The organism is Sulfitobacter sp. SK012 (genome assembly GCF_003352085.1).
Lineage (GTDB): Bacteria > Pseudomonadota > Alphaproteobacteria > Rhodobacterales > Rhodobacteraceae > Sulfitobacter.
This window is the reverse complement of the sequence record NZ_CP025804.1, coordinates 4631771-4656829: the sequence shown is the minus strand read 5'-3', so window position 1 is coordinate 4656829 and position 25059 is coordinate 4631771. Positions and strand designations below refer to the sequence as shown.

Annotated in this window: 26 protein-coding genes and 1 tRNA gene; 20 read left to right on the top strand and 7 right to left on the bottom strand. The window is 53.4% G+C overall.

Annotation, left to right across the window (positions count from 1 at the left end):
- Positions 1-31: 31 nt before the first annotated feature.
- Together C1J03_RS22670 and C1J03_RS22665 are read left to right on the top strand one after the other, a co-directional pair.
- Positions 32-1162, top strand: a complete 1131-nt coding sequence (locus C1J03_RS22670; RefSeq protein ID WP_114888645.1) for a pyridoxal phosphate-dependent aminotransferase — start codon at positions 32-34, stop codon at positions 1160-1162.
- A gap of 123 nt (positions 1163-1285) precedes the next feature.
- Positions 1286-2296 (top strand): GDP-mannose 4,6-dehydratase, encoded by a 1011-nt coding sequence (locus tag C1J03_RS22665; protein WP_114888644.1) that lies wholly within the window; start codon positions 1286-1288, stop codon positions 2294-2296.
- Between the two features lie 39 nt (positions 2297-2335).
- On the opposite strand, the gene C1J03_RS22660 is transcribed toward C1J03_RS22665, so the two are convergent.
- Complete coding sequence (locus C1J03_RS22660; protein ID WP_114888643.1) at positions 2336-3142, bottom strand: undecaprenyl-diphosphate phosphatase; 807 nt, start codon at positions 3140-3142, stop codon at positions 2336-2338.
- The gene (locus tag C1J03_RS22655) at positions 3142-4128 is read right to left on the bottom strand and encodes a complex I NDUFA9 subunit family protein (RefSeq protein WP_114888642.1); all 987 of its coding nucleotides are present in this window, start codon (positions 4126-4128) and stop codon (positions 3142-3144) included. Before C1J03_RS22655 ends, C1J03_RS22660 begins: the two co-directional genes overlap by 1 nt.
- A gap of 184 nt (positions 4129-4312) precedes the next feature.
- Between C1J03_RS22655 and C1J03_RS22650 the strand changes: the two genes are divergently transcribed.
- Positions 4313-4398 (top strand) — tRNA-Leu (locus C1J03_RS22650).
- A gap of 253 nt (positions 4399-4651) precedes the next feature.
- On the opposite strand, the gene C1J03_RS22645 is transcribed toward C1J03_RS22650, so the two are convergent.
- Genes C1J03_RS22645 through C1J03_RS22635 form a run of 3 tightly spaced genes read right to left on the bottom strand, consistent with a single transcriptional unit; the run spans position 4652 to position 6983 of the window.
- Positions 4652-5731 carry a HEPN-associated N-terminal domain-containing protein gene (locus C1J03_RS22645; RefSeq protein WP_114888641.1) on the bottom strand — a complete coding sequence of 360 codons (1080 nt, stop codon included), beginning with the start codon at positions 5729-5731 and terminating at the stop codon, positions 4652-4654.
- Positions 5732-5757: 26 nt separating this feature from the next.
- Positions 5758-6417 carry a hypothetical protein gene (locus C1J03_RS22640; RefSeq protein ID WP_114888640.1) on the bottom strand — a complete coding sequence of 220 codons (660 nt, stop codon included), beginning with the start codon at positions 6415-6417 and terminating at the stop codon, positions 5758-5760.
- Positions 6414-6983 (bottom strand): TetR/AcrR family transcriptional regulator, encoded by a 570-nt coding sequence (locus C1J03_RS22635; RefSeq protein ID WP_302661630.1) that lies wholly within the window; start codon positions 6981-6983, stop codon positions 6414-6416. The genes C1J03_RS22640 and C1J03_RS22635 overlap by 4 nt, the downstream gene beginning before the upstream one ends.
- Before the next feature lie 1033 nt (positions 6984-8016).
- On the opposite strand from C1J03_RS22635, the gene C1J03_RS22630 reads away from it, so the two are divergent.
- Positions 8017-8919 (top strand): lysophospholipid acyltransferase family protein, encoded by a 903-nt coding sequence (locus C1J03_RS22630; protein WP_114888638.1) that lies wholly within the window; start codon positions 8017-8019, stop codon positions 8917-8919.
- Between the two features lie 297 nt (positions 8920-9216).
- Positions 9217-9981, top strand: coding sequence for an IclR family transcriptional regulator (locus tag C1J03_RS22620; protein WP_114888636.1), 765 nt, complete (start codon positions 9217-9219; stop codon positions 9979-9981).
- Here C1J03_RS22620 and C1J03_RS22615 read toward each other — a convergent pair.
- Together C1J03_RS22615 and C1J03_RS22610 are read right to left on the bottom strand one after the other, a co-directional pair.
- Complete coding sequence (locus tag C1J03_RS22615) at positions 9978-11042, bottom strand: Gfo/Idh/MocA family protein (protein ID WP_216825884.1); 1065 nt, start codon at positions 11040-11042, stop codon at positions 9978-9980. The two genes, C1J03_RS22620 and C1J03_RS22615, sit on opposite strands and share 4 nt — an antisense overlap.
- A complete protein-coding gene (locus C1J03_RS22610; RefSeq protein WP_216825883.1) occupies positions 11039-11491 on the bottom strand; it encodes a MaoC family dehydratase in 453 nt (150 codons plus the stop codon). Before C1J03_RS22610 ends, C1J03_RS22615 begins: the two co-directional genes overlap by 4 nt.
- 70 nt (positions 11492-11561) lie before the next feature.
- Here C1J03_RS22610 and C1J03_RS22605 point away from each other — a divergent pair, with 70 nt between their 5' ends.
- From C1J03_RS22605 to C1J03_RS22535, 15 genes are all read left to right on the top strand, one after another.
- Entirely contained in the window at positions 11562-12134 is a 573-nt protein-coding gene (locus C1J03_RS22605) for a MaoC family dehydratase (protein WP_114888634.1), read from the top strand.
- Entirely contained in the window at positions 12124-13263 is a 1140-nt protein-coding gene (locus C1J03_RS22600) for an ABC transporter substrate-binding protein (protein ID WP_162798642.1), read from the top strand. The genes C1J03_RS22605 and C1J03_RS22600 overlap by 11 nt, the downstream gene beginning before the upstream one ends.
- Positions 13260-14444 (top strand): CaiB/BaiF CoA transferase family protein, encoded by a 1185-nt coding sequence (locus C1J03_RS22595; RefSeq protein WP_114888632.1) that lies wholly within the window; start codon positions 13260-13262, stop codon positions 14442-14444. Before C1J03_RS22600 ends, C1J03_RS22595 begins: the two co-directional genes overlap by 4 nt.
- A gap of 26 nt (positions 14445-14470) precedes the next feature.
- Entirely contained in the window at positions 14471-15802 is a 1332-nt protein-coding gene (locus tag C1J03_RS22590; RefSeq protein WP_114888631.1) for an ABC transporter substrate-binding protein, read from the top strand.
- Positions 15803-15873: 71 nt separating this feature from the next.
- Entirely contained in the window at positions 15874-16791 is a 918-nt protein-coding gene (locus C1J03_RS22585; RefSeq protein WP_114889151.1) for a carbohydrate ABC transporter permease, read from the top strand.
- A complete protein-coding gene (locus C1J03_RS22580) occupies positions 16791-17648 on the top strand; it encodes a carbohydrate ABC transporter permease (RefSeq protein WP_114888630.1) in 858 nt (285 codons plus the stop codon). Before C1J03_RS22585 ends, C1J03_RS22580 begins: the two co-directional genes overlap by 1 nt.
- A gap of 3 nt (positions 17649-17651) precedes the next feature.
- Positions 17652-18746, top strand: a complete 1095-nt coding sequence (locus tag C1J03_RS22575) for an ABC transporter ATP-binding protein (RefSeq protein ID WP_114888629.1) — start codon at positions 17652-17654, stop codon at positions 18744-18746.
- Entirely contained in the window at positions 18746-19861 is a 1116-nt protein-coding gene (locus tag C1J03_RS22570; RefSeq protein ID WP_114888628.1) for a mandelate racemase/muconate lactonizing enzyme family protein, read from the top strand. Before C1J03_RS22575 ends, C1J03_RS22570 begins: the two co-directional genes overlap by 1 nt.
- Complete coding sequence (locus C1J03_RS22565; protein WP_114888627.1) at positions 19861-20190, top strand: L-rhamnose mutarotase; 330 nt, start codon at positions 19861-19863, stop codon at positions 20188-20190. The genes C1J03_RS22570 and C1J03_RS22565 overlap by 1 nt, the downstream gene beginning before the upstream one ends.
- Positions 20183-20833, top strand: coding sequence for an RraA family protein (locus tag C1J03_RS22560; protein WP_114888626.1), 651 nt, complete (start codon positions 20183-20185; stop codon positions 20831-20833). The genes C1J03_RS22565 and C1J03_RS22560 overlap by 8 nt, the downstream gene beginning before the upstream one ends.
- Positions 20834-20836: 3 nt before the next feature.
- Positions 20837-21949, top strand: coding sequence for an enolase C-terminal domain-like protein (locus C1J03_RS22555; RefSeq protein ID WP_114888625.1), 1113 nt, complete (start codon positions 20837-20839; stop codon positions 21947-21949).
- A 3-nt stretch (positions 21950-21952) separates the two neighbouring features.
- On the top strand, positions 21953-22255 hold the full coding sequence (locus C1J03_RS22550) for a UxaA family hydrolase (RefSeq protein ID WP_114888624.1): 303 nt from the start codon (positions 21953-21955) through the stop codon (positions 22253-22255).
- Complete coding sequence (locus C1J03_RS22545) at positions 22252-23442, top strand: UxaA family hydrolase (protein WP_216825882.1); 1191 nt, start codon at positions 22252-22254, stop codon at positions 23440-23442. The genes C1J03_RS22550 and C1J03_RS22545 overlap by 4 nt, the downstream gene beginning before the upstream one ends.
- A gap of 13 nt (positions 23443-23455) precedes the next feature.
- Entirely contained in the window at positions 23456-24193 is a 738-nt protein-coding gene (locus tag C1J03_RS22540) for an SDR family oxidoreductase (protein WP_114888622.1), read from the top strand.
- An 11-nt stretch (positions 24194-24204) separates the two neighbouring features.
- Positions 24205-25053 (top strand): fumarylacetoacetate hydrolase family protein, encoded by an 849-nt coding sequence (locus C1J03_RS22535; protein ID WP_114888621.1) that lies wholly within the window; start codon positions 24205-24207, stop codon positions 25051-25053.
- Positions 25054-25059: the final 6 nt, after the last annotated feature.

Below are 25059 nucleotides of genomic sequence, written 5' to 3'. Positions count from 1 at the left end.
TTTTGCGGGGTTAGTAGGCGGGAGCGCGGGCGTGAAAGTCAAGATACACACGTTGTTTGAATATTTGCTGGAGACCACAGATGCCGCGCCAGAGGCCATCGTGGGCTTCTCGCTTGCGCAGTCGCCGACGCTTGGCGATTTCATTGATGACCTTGACCCCAACCAGTCTCTGGATTGGAATAATCGTGATTTTCGGGGTCTGCCCGAATTGCGCGACCATGTGTTGCGCCAAGCCGGCCTTGGGGGAGTATGTACGGCCAAGGACGTGTTGATCACCGCAGGTGCCGCAGAAGCGAATTACCTCGCCATTATGCAGTTGCTACAACCGGGCGACCAGATCGTGATTGAAACGCCCGGCTGGCCCCAAGCGGAGGTGTTGGCTAAGGCAATTGGCGCTGAGGTGGTCAAGATTACTCGGCGCGAAGAAGACGGTTGGCAACTGCCGTTGGGTCAGGTGCGCGATGCCGTGACGAATAAAACACGTATGATTTTCATCACCAACCCCAACAATCCCACCGGCGATCTACTGAGCACAAACGCGTTGGCTGAACTGGTCACTATTGCCAGTGCCAAGGGTGCGTGGCTGCTGGTGGACGAGGTCTATGCCGGGCTTGAATGGGACAGCCAGCGCGCGCCGTCTGTGGCCGGTATGTACGAACGGGGGATCACAACAGGGTCCGTTAGCAAGGCGTTAGGATTGCAAGGTCTGCGCACGGGATGGATGATTTGCCCCGATGCTGAGTTGATCCGAGACGCCGTTATTTTGCGCGAAAATTCGAGCGAGATAATGAATATCATGGGCGAAGTTATCGCGGAGATCGCCTTGCGACCGGGTCGCTACGCCAGCGCTTTGGCGGATGCGCGGGACGCGGGGCAACGCAATCTTGCCCAGATGAATGCTTGGGTCAGGGAGCAAGACGGGCTCAGCTGGGTCGCTCCACGGGCTGGCCTCATTGGGTTGGGCCGATTGCCAGAAAGGATCGACAGTGATGAGTTTGCGCGCTTCCTGCTGGCTGAGCCATACCGGACATTCCTTCTGCCCGGCAGCGCGTATGACCAACCGAACCACATAAGGCTGGGCGTTGGTGGCGGGACGGCTGTGAACCTGCAAGAAGGGTTGGATCGTTTGGAGAAAGCCTTAAGCGATTGGCCAGGCCGATAGGCAAACAATGTGCGAACGCGGTTCTGCCAACGGGAACTTCTCTTGATGTTCGGTTAGTGCTTTGTGCCGGACGGGCGGGCGTGTAGACCCGGTCACAACACAACCAACAGAGAAATTCACACCATGCGCCGCGTCTTGATTACTGGAACCGCTGGTTTCATTGGTTTCCACCTTGCCAAGTTGCTTCTTGCCGAAGGGTTCCGCGTCCACGGTTTCGACGGAATGACCGATTACTATGACGTACGGCTCAAACAACGTCGTCATGCGATGCTATTGCAATCGCCGAATTTCTCAATGACCGAAGGCATGCTCGAAGATCAGGCGCTCTTTGATACGATGGCCGGTGAGTTCCAACCAGAAATCATCGTACACCTCGCGGGGCAAGCCGGTGTGCGCTACTCGCTCGAGAATCCACGCGCATATTTGGAAACAAACGTCATCGGTACATTCAATGTGATGGAAGCGGCGCGGCGGTTGGAGGTGGAGCATCTTTTGATGGCATCAACCTCGTCCGTTTACGGTGCCAATACAGAAATGCCGTTTCACGAGACCGACCGCACTGAAACTCAGCTGACGATCTATGCCGCGACCAAAAAAGCCAATGAAAGCATGGGGCATGCCTATGCGCATCTCTGGAACATTCCGACGACAATGTTCCGGTTTTTTACGGTCTATGGCACGTGGGGCCGTCCAGATCTGGCCTACTACAAATTTGTGGATGCGATTTTGGATGATCGCCCAATCGATATCTACAACCACGGCGACATGTTTCGCGACTTTACTTATGTTGACGATCTAGTCCGAGGCATCCGTTTGTTGATTGACGTCAAGCCTGTGCGCCCCGAAGACGGCATCGTGCCTGAAGGAGACAGCCTTTCACCCGTAGCACCTTACCGGGTGGTCAACATTGGCAATTCCGAAAAGGTCCGATTGTTAGATTTTGTAGACGCCATTGAACAAAGCCTCGGCAAAAAGGCGCAGCGCAATTACATGCCAATGCAGCTGGGCGATGTCTATGCCACTTGGGCGAATGCTGATTTGCTGCAAAAACTGACAGGGTACAAACCGCAAACCGACCTGAGGGACGGGATTGATAAGTTTGTTACTTGGTATCGTGAGTATTACGATATTTAATCGTTTGGTTGCTTAGATCAAACGGTGGAAGCAAAACATCTAGAATCCGAAGGACAAGAAAGCCAACGCGATTGATCCTACTATTATTCTCCACCAGCCAAAAAGCGCATAGCCATGTCGGCTTACGTAACTAAGCACCCAACGAACGACCATTACCGCACTAATGAATGCGATTACAAAGCCAACAGCAATCTCGCTCAAGGCTGACGTGTCTAGCACATCGCGGTTCTTATAAAGGTCGTATGCAAAAGCCCCGGCCATTGTCGGCATTGATAGAAAGAAAGAGAATTCCGCAGCCGCGCGTTTATCAGCACCAAGCATCAAGGCACCTACGATCGTTGCACCCGAGCGTGACACACCCGGCACCATTGCAAGGCACTGAATAAAGCCAATTTTTAGAGCCATCGGTATGGGGAACTTCATTGCATCGTCATACTTAGGCTCAGGTGCAATGCGGTCCACAACGACCAGAACAATCCCCCCAAGGATCAACATAATTGCAATCAGCTTAGGCGTCTCGAAAAGCACTGTCTTGATAAAGTCATGCGCTAGGACGCCAATGAAAACAGCGGGTAGAAAGGCTATCAGAACCGAAAGGATCGTCCGCCGTGCCGCCGGGTCATGAGGTGCGTCGCGAAACAGTGCCCAAAGTTTGGCTGAATACAGCGTCAAGATCGCCAACACCGCACCTAACTGGATCACGACCTCAAAGGTCTTGCCTGCGCTGTCGAAGCCAAGGAAATGACCCGCTAACAAAATATGCCCGGTAGAGGAGACCGGGATGAATTCAGTCAGCCCTTCGAGCAACCCAAGAAGGGCTGCGACAATCGTCGTTGAGATGTCCATTAGCTGTTACGCAAATTTTGTGCTGATTCTTTGATCGCGTCATATTGGCCTGAAGGACGGAAGCACCAAAGGTAGTCAGGCAGCACCGACGTCATACTTACCGGTTTGATGCCCAACGCCTCAAAACCTTTTGCGCCATCAGATACGACATTGTCATTTCTAAGGTTTCTAACCTGATCACGGGTGATCATGAAATTGGGAATAAGCCCCAGCGTAATTTTTTGCAGCATGTCGAAACCAAACGCCATTATCTTGGCCGCCCAGAATGGAATGTTCAGTACCAACCGGCGACGCCGGATCACGGTCAACATTTGTTCCATCAACTCTCGGAAAGACGCCTGAACCGGCCCGCCCAATTCATAAATCCCAGCCTCAGCTGTGCCTAATGCACCCAACACAGCTGCTTTGGCGACATCATCCACATAAACGGGTTGGAACATTGTGTCCGCGCCAACAACTGGCAGCACTGGACCCATCCGTGTCATGCCTGCAAACCGGTTAAAGAACTCATCTTCATTGCCAAAAACAATCGACGGGCGCAAAATTACTGCCCCCGGCATATGCCGGAGCACGCCAGCTTCGCCTTGGGCTTTGGTCCGGGCATATTCGCTACTACTGTCTACATCTGCCCCAATGGCTGAGATGTGGACCATTCGCGCCACGCCAGATTCTGCTGCGATCCGTGCGATCCGCTCAGGACCTTCGGCTTGAACCGCGTCAAAGGAGTTCTTGCCGTTCTCGCTCAGGACGCCAACGCAATTGATCACCGCATCCGCGCCCAGCATCACGCTGCGCACCGAGGCATCGTCGCGGATATTGCACAATACTGGCTCAACCTGACCAACCGATCCGTAAGGTTTCACAAAGATCGCCTCGTTCGGACGCCGCACCGCGACGCGAACACGCCAACCCTCTTTGGCCATACGTTGCGCAATGTAGCGCCCTACAAAACCCGAACCGCCATAAATGGTAACCAGCTTAGACATGCTCTGCCTCTATGTTGTGACATCCCGGATGTACCGTTTTGCTAGGCTTGAAACAAGGGGACATGGCCATCCTCCAAAGTCCCATCTTCTCTAAGTAGAATTTTCGTCCAAACGCTCTAGAAACGGCTGAAATACCGTTTGACAGCTCGCCGACTTGGGCTTAGACGCAGCCTTCACGACACCTGCCCAGGTGGCGGAATGGTAGACGCGCTAGCTTCAGGTGCTAGTACTGGCAACGGTGTGGAGGTTCGAGTCCTCTCCTGGGCACCACAAAATCGCGAATTTTCTATATTTATCAATATATTGAAGTCAATGAGTTTGTATTGGGCCACCCTGTGGGCCACCTTTCGTTGATCCCTTGAAAGCCCTGCCATAAATGTGATGAACCTGCGTGCGGTGCGGAATTGCCGCGACCGGAGTCCGTATCGATAGGCCGGGTTCTGTACCCATCAGCACGAAGGGCGGAAGGCTGACATTCGCTGTGGAGGCGGGATCACGGGGCGCATTTATCAAAAGCCAACGTTCAACCCGAGCAAACTTCCGTATCGGTCAAGACCAGCCAGCGCGACTCACCAACTGAGAGATCGATATCGTCAGTCACATTCTCGCGTGTCGCGAACAATACGGTATTGAAGGATTGCAACCCTAAAGCGGTTACATAGCTGATCCCATCAATTGGGCCATCAGCGAAGTCGTAGTCTCGGAGAAACTCGGTTAGAATCTGCGTGGGAATGTAGTCGACATTGACGCTGTTATTCTGTGCGACGGGCTCCGCCATAGTTTCTGAAAGGCTGTGCAAGAATTCTAACGTCTGTAAGTGTTCTCGCGTGGCCTCGGAGAAGAATCCTGGAACGGGTGGCAGGTTAGCCAAATCAACAACGCGGATTAGCCTGTTCGTTTCGAACCGGCCGACTGTTACATCGATTTGTCGGGTTTCCGCAACGGCGAGATCGGTCGTATCCGCCCCATAGAACATCGGAATGCCGGGCGGATTCATTCTGTTCGACTGCAAAGACACCTCTACAGGAGGCGGCCCTAGTTCCAGTGCCGCTGACCAGCCGTCGCTATTTTTGTTTTGGCGTGCTCTGTAGAAAGATGTTCCTTTGGGTAGCGTTTGTATCAATCCGCGCGCCTCAATCAATGTGGCGAGTTCATTGAGAAACCCGAAAATTGAGCGCTCATCGGGGTGGGAAGTCTCAGGTTCGCCTATGTGATGGAAGAAAAACCGTCTCTGGCCCTTGGTCACGTGACAGAACTGCTTCCAGCTAGATTGGAGACTTTGATCTATATCGAGTGACAGCCAGTCGTAATCGCACCATGCATCGCACCATGCATCGTCGCGAATATTAGAAACCAGGTCATCTGTCAGCAACTTTGGCCGCTTTGAGTTAATGGCAATGCCGATAGACCCTAGCAGACAATCGTATGTGTCCTCGTGCCGGCCTTGATACCCGCCCTCGCGGGTAATGTAGGGGAGTTGATCTACCGCACGGCCGTAGAATGCGCCCATGCGTTCACCAATAAACTCAGCGATATTGTCGAACGGAGCGACATGCTCGCGCTCCTCTTCGCAATAGCTACACTCACCTGGGGTCTCAGCCAAGGCGTATGAGAAAGTTATCTGGCGGCTTAACTCAACCGATCCCACCTACAATGATTGATGATTGTGTAGGGCAGTTTGGACGCTTCGTGCGGCAAAAGGACGGTGGAGTTATCGTGGCCCGTTTGGCCTTGAAGCCAACCAGCGGTGTAATTCCAGAACTTTAAGTTGATGTCCAAACTTTCCGCATAGAAATAGTTGAACAGAAAAACGCCATCGCGGGAGTGATCGACAGGCCCTATGTGGCGGGTGTTTGTTGCTGAAATGTTGACGGATTTGTGGGAGTTTTGTTCGGCCGAAGCGAAGGTTTCTTGCCATTGCGGCGTCTCGCTGACGCGTTGAGCCGCCTCAAGGCTTCCGAATTCAACTAGCATCACGATGTCGAACCGCGCGACTTCGACATTGGGACGTTTTTTCAAAAATGCGCCGCGCCCCGGTGGCACAATCAGCGCTTTAAAGACAGACACATCAAGGACGTCGCGCTTGGTCCACAACGACTGCGCCAATGCTTTGAGGTCGCCTATCAGACGCGTCTTACGGCCGCTTTGGATGAAAAACCCGATCGGCGGGCGGTGATCACCTTCAAGCGCGAGCATCACGTATCCGGACGAAACAGGTTCCATCAGGGTCACTTTGGGGAACTGATCTTTGGGGCCAACGATTTGAAGCGTATTGGTGTGACCGTTCATGTGACCTCTCCCCTTGTGTTGGTAAGAGTGCGGGTAATCAGGTCAAGATGGGCAAGCGCGAGCTTTGTGCCGTGTGCAACGTCAGTCGAAGACGCGTCGCCATTCATGTAGGTTATTCGGAGCGCTGAGAGTGGGCCGATCACCTGCCATATGGCAACCTCAGCCGAGATGTCAGCCCGCAACTCGCCGCGTGCTTGCCACGTGTCAAAGACGGGTCGCAATTGCGTTGAAACCTCCTTTAATGCGTTGCCAATGCCATCGGGCCCCATACGCAAGACGAGTGAAATGAAGGCTCTGGCGCGCGGTGCCGTCCAAGCTTCGACGATCGAGCCAAACATTTTTGGGATCGCGATTTGTGCCGGAAACTGATCCAACCCTACACCCCCAGCAACGGTCCCAAGAAGGTCAGGACCCGCCTCTCTCATGAGGGCTTCAAAAATCTCCTTCTTTCCTTTGAAATGGGAATAGAGCGCTGGATCAGTGACACTGACCTTTGCTGCAATTTGGCGGACTGTCGCCCCGTCAAACCCGTGCTCAGAGAACACCTCAAGAGCAGCGTCGAGAATACGATCATGGGTTGCCCGTTGATTAGAGCGAGGCGGACGGCCACGTTTTGATGTTTGTGTTGCGGGTATATTTATTAATTAGCGCTTATTAATTTATTGGGCGAGGAAAAGGCGAAATGACCAGTGTTCCTCAAGAAATTGGGGTGCACGATGGCGATGTAAGAGACTGATTTTTTGGTCAAGGGCTCAATCAACAATGCGGTCATCGCAGCCAGAAATTGCGAAGGCCACGAAGGTCAGAAAGAATCGCAGCAACTTTCATTGGACAGACTGTGTTTCTAGGCTGCGCTCCTGATCAGACCTTATGATAGCTATGAAAATGATAGCTATGAAAAAGGTAGATAGGTAATCCGTTACTTTGCTGGATTAGCTGTTTCATTGAGATATTGTCTGCTTTGCATTGTGGAGGTCGACCCGTCAAACATGGATAGTTCCGTTAGTCCGACCAAGAGGGGCGAAGCATAGAATGGGGTGCAACTTCAGCTTAATGCACTGGTCGACAATTTCGGTGTCATCCTGGAAGGAGCAGGCCTTCTCGGCGCGCTCGCTGACTGGTCGCTGACCAACCGGCAAACCCGGTTGATCAAGGATAGAGCGGGGTCGTCCGTCAACTGGGCTAGCTGCTGTTTGTGGCAAGGGGGTTTAAGTATCAGGAACTGAGCGAGACCAAATTCATTTGTCTGTCTGGCCATGTTTCGATGATCCATAAATGCGCGAAAATCTGTAGCTAAATCAGAAGTCGCTCTTAGGCCGTGCATCAAAAACTTATGTCTGGCACAGCCAGCCTAGGACGCTTGATTGTGGTAAAAAAAACAACAAACTGCTGGAAAAGGCGTTCTACTTGAAGAATGTCAGGTAGAACGGAGTATAGACAACTTTGAGTGTTAAGAGGTTGGGCTAGAGGCCTTGAGAAATATCGTAAGCGGGGCAGGCTACGAGGCAGATTTTTTTGCGCTGGGCTGGGGTGCTTGCCCATAATTGCCAAGCGGTTCAAAGATCACAGCAAAACGCAAGCAGACATAACGGAAATATTATGGCCACGACCAGCAAGGAAAAAAAGCAGGAGAGCGGATTCGATCCTTGGAATGCCGCTGTTAGTTTTGCGATGATCGCTGTTATCAGGTTGCTGGGGATCCTACCGTATCGTTGGCGCGTTCCAATGATGGGATGGACCATGTCGCGGATCGTCGGGCCGATCTTAGGGTACCCAAAGCGCGTACGCGACAATCTCACGATGATCTTTCCGGATATGCCTGAAATCCAAAAACAGCAGATGGCACGGGCTGTGCCGGATCAAGTTGGCAGGACACTCGCCGAATTGTTTTCACCTCAAGATCTGATCGCGACGGCGGCCAAATCGCCTATGACCGGAGAAGGTATGGCGGCGCTTGACGCTGCCCGCGAAGAGGGGCGCCCGATCATTATCGTCTCGGGCCATGTCGGTAACTATGATATTGCGCGCGCCAAGTTGATCGAGCGGGGGCATAATGTGGGCGGGCTTTACCGCAGCATGAACTATCGCATTTTCAATGATTTCTACGTTTCGCGCATTAGTCAGGTGGGCACGCCACTCTTTCTTCGCGGCCGTCGCGGCATGGGTCAGATGGTGAAATTTCTCAAACAAGGCAACACAATCGCGCTTTTGATCGACCAGCACATGAGCGCGGGCGCTCCGCTGAAGTTTTTTGGCCATACCGCGTACACGGCCCTTTCAGCAGCGGAGCTTGCTCTGCGCTACGACGCGCTGCTGATCCCTTGCTACGGGCTGAGAAATTCTGACGGCATGACCTTTGAAATAGTGGTGGAAGCGCCGATCCCGCATGCGGACCCTGAGGGGATGACCCAGGCCCTCAATGACAGCCTGGAACGCCAAGTTCGTGCGCATATGGAGCAGTGGCTTTGGGTGCATCGACGATGGAAGACACTGAAAAAATAAGAATGTTTTGGCTTGAGGACAATGCGGCGCTCGCATGAAAGCTGCCCGCGCTCTTATGGTCCCGAAACCTAGGATTCGACATTCCATTCAGCCATCTGAATTCGGACTTGAGCAAGCCTGGACAAGGTGCTCTGCTGATACCGAGGGCCTTGCCAACATGCCCAATTTCAAGTCATCTCTTGAAAAAGAGTTTACCCAGGAAGGTCGCCAAATTTCTGAAAGCTCGCGTTTTTGGGACAGACGGGAAATTGAATTGTTGCAATGGAAACATCGCTCATAATCGAATAACTTATGTAGATGACCAAAAAAGTGAACCCAACCTATTCGGCGCCGGCATTGGAAAAGGGCCTCGATATCATCGAGTTGCTGTCGCAACACGACATTGGATTGACCCAATCGGAGATTGCCCGCGCGCTGAATCGGTCCGTGGGCGAAATTTTCCGGATGTTGATGGTTTTGCAAGAGCGCGGCTACGTGGCTCAAGACCCAGTGTCGGATCGATATCTGTTGACTACATTTGTGTTTGAAATTGCCCACCGCATCCCGATTGTGGGCCGACTAACAGCAGCGGCTGAACCTAAGATGCGCGAATTGACACGGGTTACCAATCAGTCTGTTCATCTAGCGATCTTAAGTGGCGATGGCATCTTGGTGGTTGGGCAGACGAATTCCCCCGGCAATAATGTGCTGTCAGTTCGGTTAGGGGCCAAGATTGAACTTTGGGAGGCGTCTTCAGGGCGCGTAATTATGGCTTATTTGCCCAAGGCGGACGTGGCACAATTGATGAAGGATGTACCTGTCCCTAGCGACAGCAAAGCAAGTCAAATTATCGCAGAGCTTGAGCAGATTAAGGCGACCGGATTAGAGGTGCGCGATAGTTTTGTGGTCAGGGGCGTCGTAAACATCTCGGTCCCTATATTTGATCACGCAGGCCATGCGACCGCGGCGTTGACCATCCCGCATATTGAGCGTTTTGGCGATCAGGTCACCTTTGAAGACTGCAAGAATGCACTTGTTGAGACAGCCGGAAAAATCAGCAAGAGCCTTGGCGGAAGTTACTAGCCAAGATTGAGTGGGGTTCCAGGGGTTTTCATGCTGTCAAAGCAGGCCTCGACCAGTGCCATCGTTTGATAGGCGTCCTCAACCCCGGCAAAAAGATGGTTGTCTTCCCCAGCATCAAACCGTTGAACATTGCGCATAGTTCCCATGAAGCTTTCGATGAACCAGCCGCCTTCTAGCGCGATCTGTTCCCAGTCGCCTCCGTTTTTGCAGAACCAAAGCTCGTCTGCTTCTCCGTTGGGATAGTCAAAGCACACGCCCAGTTTTATCATCATGACACCTGTCGTGCCTTCAACGCGAAACCAAGCGGATTGAAATTTGCGTCCTGCCTGGTGGTTGTGATTGATCGACATCGTGCCGCGCAGTGTATCGCCGTAATCCAAAATAACTGAGGTGCGTGTTTGTGCGAAATCCGCCGCGCGAGGGTCACGCATAGAGCGCGCAAAAACCGCGTCAGGATTGCCTGCCAAGGCGCGAATTGTATCCAAATAGTGAATGGAGTGGACTGCGATTTCGACCCGCTCCATCGGAATTAAGAAGGGGAACAGCGTCCAAGGAGTAAAGATGTTCAGATGCACCTCGATTTCGAGCAGTTCTCCGATAAGCCCCGACGCAATCGCGCCCCGAGCAGCCATCATCATGGGTGAAAATCGCAGCTGAAAGTTGACTGCAGCCTTTAGTCCTTTGTCGCGACATATCTGTCTAATCTCGCGGGCTTGGACCAGATCGGCACCCATGGGTTTTTGGATCAGCATCGCTGCTCCGTCAGGTAGATCGCGCAATATCGGCGCAATCGCGTGCGGAGGGACCGCGATATCATAAACCACATCAGTGCCACCAGCGGCGGCGGCGTCTTGGACGCTAGCGTAGACATTTGGAATGTTGTGATCGGACGCCAGACTATTGGCGCGCTCGGCGTCCAGATCGGTTACGCCGGTCACTGTCAGACCTGCTTTTGCATAGGCTGGCATATGCGCGTCACGGACAATACCTCCCGCTCCGATGATGACGATAGGTTTTGGCGCACTTGGTGCGGGCCAGCTTTGTGTCAGGTCCGTCATCATGCACCTGTCTCCTTCATTTCGACCAAGAGTATATGCTCGCAGTACATCACCGTGTTGCCATCTTGTTTCTTTGTTTCTGTGACCTCGACAACTTGCCCAAATCCCTTGCGCTTTGGGTCTGGGGACTTGTTGCCGATGGTGACGACGGTGTGAATAGTATCGCCGATATGGACCGGATTGGGAAACCGTAGACGTTCATAGCCGTAGGTAAAGGCGCGTGGATTAATCTGTGTTGCGGTCAAGCCTACGCCAATCGCAAAGGTCATTGTGCCATGTGCGATGCGCTGGCCAAACGGCCGGGTGGCGCAGAATTCTGCGTCCATATGGTGCGGGAAAAAGTCGCCCGTATGACCGGCATGTACTACAATATCTGTCTCGGTGATGGTGCGGCCCAGTGTTTTGCGCTGCGCGCCCGCTTCGTAATCTTCAAAGAATTGTTCAATTTCCACGCTGTATCTCCTCGCACATATCAGTTTAGATTTTATATATACAAATAACTTTGACATATAAAAAGATTAAATGCTATGGTTTAGAGGTTGCGACGAAGGGGAGGATCAAGTGGCGCAAATTGGCGTACATGCGCGTGGATTGCCGGGTTTGCCGGATGATCACGCTGAAATCCCTGTCTGGAATGCCGAGAACTGGTTTTTCGAAGACTTTGAGATCGGCGATAAAATCCGGTCAATCCGGAGGACGATTTCCGAGGGGGAATCGATGTTGTTCAACAGTCTTGTTATGGACCACCACCCTTACGTCAGTGATCAAGAATTTGCCGCTGAGGGGGGTGTTTTTGGCAAGCGCCTCGTCGCGGGCGCGATGGTGTTCTCATATGGGCTGGGCCTGGCGGCCACGAATTGTCTGAACTCATTTTCATATGGCTACGACCGCCTGCGATTTATCAAGCCGGTCTTTATCGGTGATACGATTTACACAATCCGCGAGAACCTTTCCAAGGAACCCAAAGACAACAAGATGGGCAAAGTGCGCGTCAGCTATTCGGTCTACAAGGGCAACGGCGAATTGGCGCTATATTGCGAACATCTGATGACGGCTCTCTACCGCGATCCCGAGGGAGCCAGTGGTGACAGCTAAGATTGTATTACGCGGGATGACATGGGACCACAGCCGGGGCGTCGATCCGATGCTGGCGACTTCCGCACAGTTCGAACGAGACCATCCCAATGTAGCGATAACCTGGGAAAAGCGCTCCCTTCAGGCTTTTGCAGATCGCCCGATTGCTGAGATGGCAGCCGCCTATGATCTGATGGTAATCGATCACCCGCACGTAGGTGAAGTCGCCGGATCAGGCCAATTGGTTGCACTTGACACGCTGGGCCGTGACGCCGCCCTAGCCCGGTTGGCAGGGCAATCCGTTGGGGCTTCGCATCCGTCTTACAATTTCAACGGGCATCAGTGGGGGTTGGCGATTGATGCGGCAACGCCTGTCGCATCCTTCCGGCCTGATCTCATTGACGCCGCGCCAACCCGTTGGAACGAGGTTATGACCCTTGCCAATGCGGGTAAGGTTGCGCTGGCGCTGATCCCGATTAACACGTTGATGACTTTTTTTGGCTTGGCCCGCAACCAGGGCATTCCAGTGGCCAACGATCCCGAATTTCTGATGGACCGTGATGCGGCGCAGGGTGTTCTTGATCTGCTGATGGGCTTATCAGCTGAAGTTGATCCGCGCTGCCTGACGTTGGATCCCATTGGCGTGTTGGAGTGGATGGGTCGGACAGCGGACGCGCCAGCCTACTGCCCCTTCGGATATGGTTATACAAATTATAGTCGCTCTGGATATTGTCGATTTCCGATCACCTTTGCTGATGCGCCTGGTCTTGAAGGCAATGGGCCACAGGGTACCGTGATTGGTGGTACGGGCATCGCAGTTTCTAGCCAATGCCAGCACATAGATATTGCAGCGGATTACGCTTTTTGGATTGCTGGCGATGCTTGCCAAACTGGCTTGTTCTTTGAAAGTGGTGGTCAGCCAAGCAATGCGGCTGCGTGGGAAGATGACAACGCCAATGCCGCCACGCGCAACTTTTTCCGCAACACGCGTGCAACGCTGGAAACCTCTTGGTTGCGTCCGCGATATGATGGGTACATGTCCTTTCAGGAGCTTGGTGGCGATATCCTGCATGCGTGTTTGCGCGGTGACGCGACACCGGCTCAAACGCTTGACCGCCTAGATGCGGCCTACCGCGAGAGCCGCAAATGAGGGTCTTACCGCAATCCGAACGCCCCTTGGATGGGCTTGTAGTCGTTGACTTTAGCCAGTTCTTGTCCGGTCCCTTATGTGGGCTAAAACTGGCCGATCTGGGTGCGCGGGTGATAAAGATAGAGCGCCCCGGGCAGGGAGACCTGTGCCGTCACTTATATTTGTCTGATACGGACATTGACGGCGACAATTCACTGTTCCACGCAATCAACCGCAACAAAGAAAGTGTGACTGCGGATCTGCGTGACCCCGATGACCGGGACGCTTTGGTTGAGCTTATCAAGACGGCTGACGTGCTAATCCAGAACTTTCGCCCCGGCGTGATCGAGCGTCATGGTTTTGGCTATGACGACATCAAAGCGATTAACCCCCGGCTCATTTACGGCAGCATTTCGGGCTATGGCGAAGATGGCCCTTGGAAAGATCTGCCGGGACAGGATTTGCTCGCCCAAGCACGTTCGGGCCTCTTGTGGTTGAGCGGCAGTGCAGATCATCCACCGACCCCAATGGGGCTGGCAGTTGCGGATATGCTTGCGGGAAATTCTTTGGCTCAAGGCATCCTTGCTGCCCTTGTTGGCCGTGGCATTCACGGGCGCGGTGCGCTTGTGCAGACCAGTCTGCTAGAGGCAATGATCGATTTCCAATTCGAGGTCTTATCCACACATCTTAATGACGGCGAACGCCTACCTACCCGGAGCGGCATAAACGGGGCGCATGCGTACTTGGGCGCGCCCTACGGCGTCTATGAAACACAAGATGGTTTTCTAGCCCTCGCAATGACGCCGTCTTTGCAGGTGCTGGCTGATCTGTTGGAGATTACGGGTCTCGAGTCCTACTATGACGACGCGAAGGTCATGATGACCAAACGCGATAAAATCAAAGCCGTGTTGGCCGCGCAGATTGCTACGCGCACTACGGCCGCGTGGCTCGCGGTGCTGCAACCTGCTGATATCTGGTGCTCTGAGGTCTTAAATTGGGCGCAGATGCGGGCAACGGACGCCTATCGGAGGTTGGATTTCGAACAAACAATTACGCGGAACGGGACGGTGCGGCTTGAAACCTTGCGCAGCCCAATTCGCATCAACGGGGCGACGCTCAAATCTGATCGCGCGGCCCCCGCACTGGGTCAGGACACAGCGCGTGTTCTGGCAACTAATAAGCCGCAGACAGCGGCGGAATGACGGTCGATCATCCAAGGGAGGAACAAATGACCAATATCACGTTCAAAACACTGCTGGCAGCAACCGCGCTGACCGGTATCACCGCAACAACAGTTGCAGCACAAGAAATCGATTATGGGAGTTTTGCCGATTACACGCTGCGTGTGAAACTCATAGGCGGTGCACAATATGAACCGCTTTATGCGCGTATCGCCGAATGGGAGGCGATGACAGGTGCCACGGTCGACGTGCTGTCTCGTAAGAACCACTTCGAACTGGACCGCGAGATCAAGCAAGACATCGCAGCAGGTTCGCTTGATTGGTGCGTTGGGTCAAACCACACCAGCTTTGCCCCGCAATATGGGTCGATCTACATGGACCTGAACGGGGTCATCGCGGAAAGCACCCTGAGTGAGTTCCAAGAGCTTGCTTTGCAGAACTCAACCGTTGAAGGCCGCTTGGTTCAGCTACCGCGCCATTCAGACATCTCGAACCTGTACTACATCAAGTCGCTCTATGAAGATGCGGACAATCTGTCCGGCTTCAAGGCGGAATACGGATATGATTTGACGCCACCTGAAACATGGGACCAAGTCAAAGATCAGGCGATGTTCTTTGCTGACGCGCCTACGTTCTACGGCACGCAGTTCGTTGGCAAAGACGAAGCCATCACTGGACGCTTCTACGAAATGCTGGTCGCCAACGGCGGTGCGCTATTTGACGAAGACTGGAACCCAACCTTTAATTCCGCTGCTGGAGTAGAAGCGGTGAACTTCTTCAAAGATCTCTACGAAGCAAAGGCTGTGCCTGCGGGATCGTTGAACTACCTTTGGGATGATACTGGTCTTGGTTTTGCATCCGGCACCGTTGCATTGAACCTAGATTGGGCGGGATGGGCGTCGTTCTTCAACGATCCTGAAAACTCAAAGATTGCCGGTGATATCGGCCTTGTGCGCGCGCCAAAGGGATCTGCTGGAATTCGGACTGGTTGGTCCGGGAGCCATACGTTCTCGATCACTGAGACATGCGATAATGTGGATGCGGCTGCATCGCTTGTGACCTTCCTGACAAGCCATGACAGTCAGATGGTCGAAGCGACAGCAGGGCTTTTGCCGACACGTGCCGCGGTTTGGGATGACGCCAAAGCGCAGTTCACCGCAGACGGCAATGACTTCCTTGTCGAGGTGTTCGAAACCTATGCGATCTCGATGTCAGAGGATGCGTTCACGCCACCGCTGATCACGCCGTGGATCGAAGTTTCAAACGAGATTTGGCCACAGCTACAGGCCGCAATCTTGGGTGAAAAGACACCACAAGAAGCGCTGGACGAGGCCGCAAAAGCCGCCCGTCTCGTGATGGAAGACGCTGGTTACCTCTAGGTTTCTCCCTAAGCTGGCGCGGACGCTTCATGTCTGCGCCGGTGTTTTTCTTTGATCAAAGGCAGCTTCTTATGGCCACTAAGCCCCCATGGTTTTGGCAGCGCGAAAAATACACGCCCTATCTGCTGTTATTGCCAGCTGTCCTTACACTGTTGTTCGTGGTCCTCGTGCCTTTGCTGTTTTCGTTCTACACGAGCTTTACAGGCTACCGGTTGATCCGCCCCGAAAGTCTTTGGGAGTGGGTGGGTTTGCGCAACTACCGGCGCATCTTTGCGGATGGTGACTTTTGGTCTGCCTTTGGCAAAACGATCATCTTCCTGACAATTGCGCTTAATGTCGAATTCTTGCTTGGTCTGGGGATTGCCCTGTTGATTAACAAGATCACTTGGGGACAGCGCACGTTGCGCACGATCATGATGTTCCCGATGATGTTTTCGCCCATTCTGGTGGGCTACCAATTCAAATTCGTCTTCAACGACAATATCGGTATTCTCAACAATGCACTCCAATCGCTTGGCCTCAGTGACGGTGCGATCCCTTGGCTGGTGGATAAATACCTAGCGAACTTTTCGATCATCTTTGCAGAGGTTTGGATGAGCACCTCGGTTTTCGCCATTTTGTTGCTGGCCGGACTGTTTGCAATGCCGCGTGATCCGCTTGAGGCCGCAAAAGTCGATGGCTGTAATCCCTGGCAAGTCTTTCGCCATATTACGCTGCCGTTTCTGATGCCTTTTGTATTCATCGCCATGACGATCCGTAGTTTGGATGTGGCCCGTGCCTATGACATCGTTGATGTGATGACAGGTGGTGGGCCCGCTGGCAGAACAGAGCTTTTATGGACCCTGATCGCGCGTACAGGCTACGATAATGCACGTATGGGTCAGGCAAATGCGATGGCCTATATCTCGATCCTGCTGTCGATCGCCTTCACCTATTATTTCTTCACCAAGCTGCTTGCGGCCCGCCAATACATGGGAGGCGCAGAATAATGTCTGGCTCATTGCGTAAAAAAACCGGTGCCGTTGTCACATGGTTGCTGACCTTTATCTTGATGCTCATCATCTGCCTGCCAGGGTTGTGGGTCGTTCTCACGGCGTTTCGGCCGAACGGTGAAGTTTTGGCTAAGCCGCCAATCTGGATACCGCAGAATCCCAACTTAGATAACTTCGCCAAAATCTTTGGGCTTGGGGCCAACCAAGTCGCGATCCCCGTATCATCGTATTTTATGAACTCGTTGATCATCGCGTTGACCAGCACCGCGATCGCGTTGTTGATCGGCATGTCGGGTGGCTATGCTTTTGCCCGCTACCGGTTCAAATTTAAGAACGGAATGTTCTTGGGCATGATGCTGTCACGCACTGTTCCGGGTATTGCGCTGTCGCTCCCGATTTTCATGATTTGGAGCCGTCTTGGGTTAATTGACACAAAAATGGGCCTGATCATTGTCTATGTTGCACTGAACATCCCCTTTACGATCTGGCTGATCGACGGGTTCTTTCGGCAAATTCCCAAGGAAATGTCAGAGGCAGCACAGGTTGATGGCTGCACCCGTTGGCAGGCATTTTGGAAAATCGAATTTCCGCTGGCTAAATCTGGCATCGCCAGCGCGGGTATCTTCGCGTTCCTTACATCTTGGAATGAATACGCGCTGGCCAGCAACCTAACACGGTCTACAGACAGCAAAACGCTGCCTGTGGGACTGATGGACTTCACCGCACAGTTCACGATTGACTGGGCCGGCATGTCAGCGATGGCGGTGATTATCATCGTACCTGCGCTGATCCTGACGTTCCTCGTGCAAAAACACCTCATCGCGGGTCTCACGTTTGGTGGGGTCAAAGGATAGAATATGGCTGAGATTAAGCTTCACAATGTCATCAAACGTTACGGCAAGACCGAGGTTGTGCACGGCATCAACCTTGATATCGCCCACAATGAATTTGTCGTGCTGGTGGGTCCTTCGGGATGTGGGAAATCAACGACTTTGCGGATGATTGCCGGGTTGGAAGATATCTCGGACGGGACGGTGTCAATCGGCCCTGACGTGGTCAATGATCTGCCGCCGCGCAAGCGCAATATCTCGATGGTCTTCCAGAACTACGCGCTTTATCCGCATATGTCGGTCCGCGAAAACCTAGGCTTCGGGCTAAAAATTGCTAAGCAGGACGAGGCGACGATCTTAAAGCGCGTTGACGAAGCTGCCGAGATTTTGGGCCTTGATGAGTTGATGGAACGCACACCTGCTGAACTCTCTGGAGGGCAACGCCAGCGTGTTGCAATGGGCCGTGCCATTGTACGCCATCCGCAAGCGTTCTTGTTTGATGAACCGCTGTCTAACCTTGATGCCAAGTTGCGCGTCCAGATGCGCACGGAGATCAAAAAGCTGCATCAAAAGGTGAAAACCACAGTTGTCTACGTCACGCACGATCAGGTCGAAGCGATGACGCTTGCTGACCGAATAGTCGTAATGAAAGACGGGCATATCGAACAGGTTGGCACACCGATGGATGTATTCAATCATCCAGTTAATACCTTTGTCGCCAGCTTTATCGGTTCGCCCCCGATGAATCTTGTGCCGGCGACGATCAAGTCCGGTCAAATCGTCTTCGCGGATGAACGGTCTCTGCCCGTTCCCGCTCGTTTGGCGGACCTTGTCAGCGATGGCCAAGAGGTTGTCTTTGGTTTGCGTCCCGATGACCTCACCCCTGTTGGGCACGGCATTGCTGAGAGTGGCGATAGTGCCAAAGTTACCTTGCCTATTATTTTGTCTGAACCGCTCGGCACGGAAACGATCCTTTATACGACCCTTGCCGGACAAGAGGCGCAGGGAAAGATGTTTGGACCTCGCAATGTAGCTCCCGGCGAGGTGCTGGAATTTGATGTTGCTATGGACAAGGCGCATTTGTTTGATGCCGGCACCGGCAAGTCAGTGCGGACTGACTGATGGCAACGATTGTCCAAGCTGATGTGTTGATGGTTGATCTGACCCCAAAAGTCATGCGCACTGATGCAATCCAATCCTTTGTATCTCAAGAAACGCCGATTGTGCGTTTGACAGATGCGGATGGACGGGTCGGCACTGGCTATAGCTATACTATCGGGTCGGGTGGCCCTGCGATTATCAGCTTGTTGCGCGAAACGTTGCTGCCCGCAGTAATCGGGCGCGAAGCCGAAGAGATCGAGGGCATTTGGCGCGATCTTTTGCTAACAACGCATGCGACTGCGGTTGGAGCGATTACGTCGCTGGCGCTTGCGGCGATTGATACGGCGCTGTGGGATTTGCGCTGTGTGCGGGCCGGTTTGCCTTTGTGGCGTCTTGCCGGCGGCGCAAAGCCAGAAGTCCCACTCTATTCGACCGAAGGCGGCTGGTTGCACATCGACACCGATGCGCTTGTTGCGGATGCGTTGGCGATGCAAGCACAAGGTTTTGCGGGCTCCAAGATCAAAATCGGTAAGCCTACATTGGCCGCTGATCGTGCACGCTTGCGGGCGGTCCGGGACGCGGTTGGCGACGACTATGAAATTCTTGTGGATGCCAATCAGTCGTTCACATTGTCTGAGGCCCGCCGCCGCGCTGACATGATGGCCGAATTTGACATCGGTTGGTTCGAGGAACCCATGCCAGCGGATGACATCGGCGCGCATGTCCAGTTAAATACAGTCTCGCCCGTGCCAATTGCGGTGGGCGAAAGCATGTACTCACTCTCACAGTTCAAAGACTATTTGGCATCCAATGCCTGCACCATTGTGCAGGCTGATGTCGCTCGTGTTGGGGGCATCACACCTTGGCTTAAGATTGCGCATATGGCCGAGGCGTTTAATGTCACCATTTGCCCGCATTTCTTGATGGAATTGCACGTGAGCCTGACTTGCGCGGTGCCGAATGCGCCCATGCTTGAATATATTCCGCAGCTAGATGAGATCACGACCGCCCCACTCAAAATTATTGGTGGTCGTGCCATCGCCCCTTCTGTCGCGGGTTTGGGAATTGCATGGGATTGGGACGCTATCGATGCCCGTTCAGTTGCGGGTCTGAGCGCAAAAATCGGAGGATCTTAATGGAACGTATGGCAATGGTAATCGGGATAAAACCAGAGAGCATTCCCGCCTACAAAAAGCTTCACGCTGAAACCTGGCCAGAGATCTTGGTACAGATCACGGCCTGCAATATTCGCAATTATTCAATTCATCTGCGTGAACCCGAAAACTTGCTGTTTGGGTACTGGGAATATCACGGGGCAGATTTTGCAGCTGATGCCGCAGCAATGGCAGTTGATCCAAAAACCCAAGAATGGTGGGACATATGTATGCCCATGCAAGACCCACTAAAGACCCGTGCCGAGGGCGAATGGTGGGCAATGATGGAAGAGGTTTTTTATCATGAGTGATCCACGGATTCTGACGTTCAAAAAATGCTACACTGGCGTTGTGCATGACGTTATGCGCGCGATGGGGTTGCGTAATTTTACACTACCTCCTCGGATTAGTCCGCTGCAGCCGGAAATGACGCTGTGCGGCCCTGCTTTCACGATTGAGGGTCGGCTGGACGAAGCCGCAGACCCGCACGAGACGCTTTTGGCTTGGACGGGTTTGCTATCCAAGTGCCCTGCAGACCATATTTGGACAGCACAACCGCACACCCATAGCCTTGCCCAAATGGGCGAACTGTCGGCAGAGACATTGCACCGCAAAGGTGTGCTGGGGTGCGTGTTGGATGGCGGCTTGCGCGACAGTCATTTCCTGCTGGATCTGGGGTTCCCCAGCTGGCGCACACATCACACGCCCAAAGACATCGTTGGGCAATGGCTGCCGACAGCGACCGAAATTGACATAAATATCGAAGATGTCCTCATTCGACCCGGTGACTGGCTGCATGGGGACCGTGACGGCATGGTGCGCATACCGATCGGTCTGCTTGATGAAATCATCGAAAAATCAACCGCAGCGATGCAGACCGAAAACAAGGTCCGCAATGCAATTCTTGACGGGATGGACCCGCAAGAAGCTTATTTGAAATGGGGGAAGTTCTAACCGATGAAGATCACGGCCCTCGATATCCGGTGCTGTCGCTATGACGGAGCCGTCATTGCCGGCGCTGAAATGCGTGACGGGCAAAAGATCGCGGGCCTTGAGTTTTTGGTTTACACGCTGCGCACGGATGACGGGCAGGCAGCGTCGATGTTTGGGTTTGCAGGGCGATCATCTTTGGGTGCAGGACATCTTGCTGCGGCCTCATTACGGCCGTTTGTTATGGGACGTCACGCGCTTGACCGCGAAGCGATGTGGCACGATTGGCGGGTTGCCGACCGGTGGTGGCATCACTTGCCGATCTACGCCTATGGCCCCGTTGATTGCTGTTTGTGGATTCTGGCGGCCCAAGACGCAAAGCAACCTTTGTGGCGCTACATCGGCGGCATGCATGCGCAGGTTCCAGTTTATGCGTCGTCTTTGGTTCTGGCGGACGCTACAGCCTATGCAAAAGAAGCCGTAGCTGTTCGCGACGCAGGCATGAAGGCCTATAAAATTCATCCGCCCGGGCGGGATTTAGAAGAGGATATCGCGATCCACGCAGCAGTGCGTGACGCGGTTGGCCCAGATTTTAAGCTGATGTCAGATCCGGTTGCACCCTATACGCTCGAACAAGCGACACGCTTTGGGCGTGCGTTGGAAGCATTGGGATATGCATGGTTGGAAGAACCCATGCCAGATGAGAATTTCTCGGCCATGCGTGAATTGACACGGGTTCTGGATATCCCGGTCGTTGGGACAGAAGTCCTGGCCAAGCACCCTTATTCCGTAGCCGAGTGCATTGCCGGGCGTGTCACCGATGCGGTGCGCGCAGATGTTTCTTGGTCAGGCGGGATCACAGGAGCGCTGAAAACTGCGCGGCTCGCCGAGGCATTTCATATGAATTGCGAATTGCACACGACCATTTTCCATCCTCTTGAGATGGTGAACCTGCATCTGTGTGCAGCGGTTAAAAACAACAGTTATTTTGAGGTGCTGTGGCCGATGGAGACATTCGATTTCGGACTTACTTCGGCCCTGCCCATTCAAAACGGGATTGCGACTTTGCCCCAAACGGCGGGGCTAGGGGTTGAGCTGGATTGGGATTTTATCGACAACTGCACAATAGCGGAGCTTTGAGGTATGACTGATAATCGTCTAATTATTTTAGCACCTCAGGACACTATTGCGGTCGCCCGCTGTGCCATTGCCCAAGACGAGACCCTCACTATTTGCGGCGATGAGATCGTTCTGAAAACCGCAGTCAGCATGGGTCACAAGCTGGCGCTTTGCCCTATGAATGTGGGAGACAGAGTTTTGAAATATGGGGTCTCGATTGGCTCTGCGACGCAACCAATCGCAATTGGCGACCATGTGCATTTGCACAATATGAAAAGCGATTACACGCCAACCTATGCGCTGTCCGAAGAAGGTGAAGTAATATGAGCATGCAAGGGTATCTGCGCAGTGATGGGCGCAAAGGCATTCGGAATGTCGTGGCCGTCGCATACCTAGTGGAGTGCGCGCATCATGTCGCACGCGAGATCACTCTAGTTGACCGCGAAAACGCCCATGTCATCGGTTTTCCGGGCTGTTTCCCGAATGAATACGCCCAAAAGATCATGGAAAAGCTTTGCACACATCCCAATGTCGGTGCTGTTTTATTGGTCTCGTTGGGCTGCGAAAGCTTTAACCGGGTCCAGCTTGAAAAAGTGGTTCGCGACAGTGGCCGGATGGTCGAAACGCTGGTTATTCAAAGAACGGGCGGGACGCGCAGTGCGATTGCCCAAGGTAAGGAATTTGTAATCAACGCGATTTCTGCCTTGTCTGATACACCACGCGTTCCGATGGACGTGTCGGACCTTGTCATCGGGACTGTATGTGGCGGATCAGATGGCACAAGCGGCATTTCTGGCAACCCGGCCACGGGGCGGGCCTTTGATAAACTTGTCGAGCAGGGAGCAACCTGTATCTTTGAGGAAACCGGCGAATTGATCGGCTGCGAAGACATCATGTCGAGCCGTGCAGCAACGCCAGAATTGGCCGTTGAATTGCGCGCATCTGTTGAAAAGGCTGCCATGTACTATGCCGAATTGGGATACGGCAGCTTTGCGTCCGGCAACGCAGATGGTGGTCTGACCACGATCGAAGAAAAATCGATGGGTGCCTATGCCAAATCTGGCGCGTCGCCAATATCGGGTTTGATTAAGCCGGGGGATATTCCGCCCAAAGGCGGGTTATATCTTATGGACGTTGTACCAGACGGGCCAGTCAAGTTCGGCTTTCCCAACATCTCCGACAATGCCGAGATCGTCGAGATGATGGCTTCTGGGGCGCATATGACGATCTTTGTCACCGGGCGTGGATCCGTCGTAGGGTCGGCCATTTCACCGGTTATTAAGGTCGCGGCGAACCCAGAAATGTACGAGCGTCTGCATGAGGACATGGACATCAACGCAGGACAAATCATCTCGGGGGAGGCATCACTCGATACCATCGGCAACGAGATTTTTGACCTCACACAATTGGTTGCTGCAGGCCAACGGACGAAATCAGAGGAACTCGGGCACCAGGAATTCATCCTGACCTACAAAAGCTTTGACCCCATCGGGCCGGCATGTTTGCCAGTTTAGAAAAGGAAACAAAATGGGACGACTAACAGGAAAAACATGCCTTGTGACGGCGGCTGGCCAAGGGATCGGGCGGGCTTCGGCGCTGGCGATGCAAGCCGAAGGGGCCACTGTGATTGCAACTGACATCAATGAGGATGCATTGTCAGAATTGGGATCCTTAGGGCTGCAAACAATGACCTTGGATGTCATGGATCCTGCTTCGATCAAGAGGGCGGTTGAGGTAACAGGGCCGGTGGATGTGTTGTTTAACTGCGCGGGCTTTGTCGCAAACGGTACCATCCTTGAATGCGATGAAGACCAATGGGCCTTTTCAACGGGCCTAAACGTCACTGCAATGTACCGCATGTGCCGGGCCTATTTGCCGATGATGATAACCAGCAATGGAGGATCAATCATCAATATGTCCTCCGCAGCGTCGTCGATTATCGCGGCCCCCAACAGGTTCGCATATGGCACGACAAAAGCGGCTGTGATCGGAATGACGAAGTCCATCGCTGCCGATTTTATTACGCAAGGCGTGCGGTGTAACGCGATCTGTCCGGGTACGGTTGAAAGCCCATCGCTGGAGCAACGCTTGCGCGACACGGGCGACTATGATGCTGCGCTCGCCGCCTTCATTTCACGTCAGCCGATTGGGCGGATTGGTAAGCCTGACGAGATCGCAGCTTTGGTCGTTTATCTTGCGTCTGATGAAAGTGCCTACACCACTGGTCAAGCCCACGTCATCGACGGCGGCTGGTCGAATACATAAGGAAGAACGAAATGAAACTACTTCGATTTGGCCCTGCTGGCGCAGAGAAACCTGGCATTCTTGATGTAGATGGTGTGATCCGCGATCTATCGGGTGTTGTGCCTGACATTTCAGGCGGCGCGCTGTCGGCTGAGGGGCTCGCGGCGATTGCGCAAACGGACCTTGGCGCATTGCCTGCGGTGTCCGCGGAAACGCGTCTCGGGCCTTGTGTGGCTGGCACAGGCAAGTTCATCTGTATTGGATTAAACTACGCTGATCATGCTGCCGAAGCTGGGATGGATGTGCCAAGTGAGCCAGTAATGTTCATGAAGGCCACAAGTGCCATTTGCGGGCCAAATGATCCGATCATCATACCGCGCGGTTCTGAAAAGACCGATTGGGAAGTCGAGTTAGCTGTCATCATCGGAAAACGCGCGAAATACGTCAGCGAAGCGGACGCGATGGACTACGTCGCTGGCTATGCAGTCACAAATGATGTGTCAGAGCGCGCATTCCAACTTGAGCGCCAAGGCCAATGGACCAAGGGCAAGAGCTGTGACAATTACGGCCAGATTGGCCCGTGGTTGGTGACCAAAGACGAGGTCGCCGACCCGCAAAACCTGTCAATGTGGCTGACCGTGAATGGTAAACCCATGCAGGACGGGTCGACCAAAACGATGGTCTATGGTGTTGCGCATCTTGTCAGTTACTTGAGCCAATTCATGTCTTTGCACCCGGGTGATGTGATTTCGACCGGCACACCACCAGGCGTGGGGATGGGCCAAAAGCCTCAGCAATACCTGCGCCCTGGAGATGTTGTCGCCTTGGGGATCGAAGGGCTGGGGGCTCAAGAACAGAAAGCAATCGCTGATCCAGAATAGGAGAGT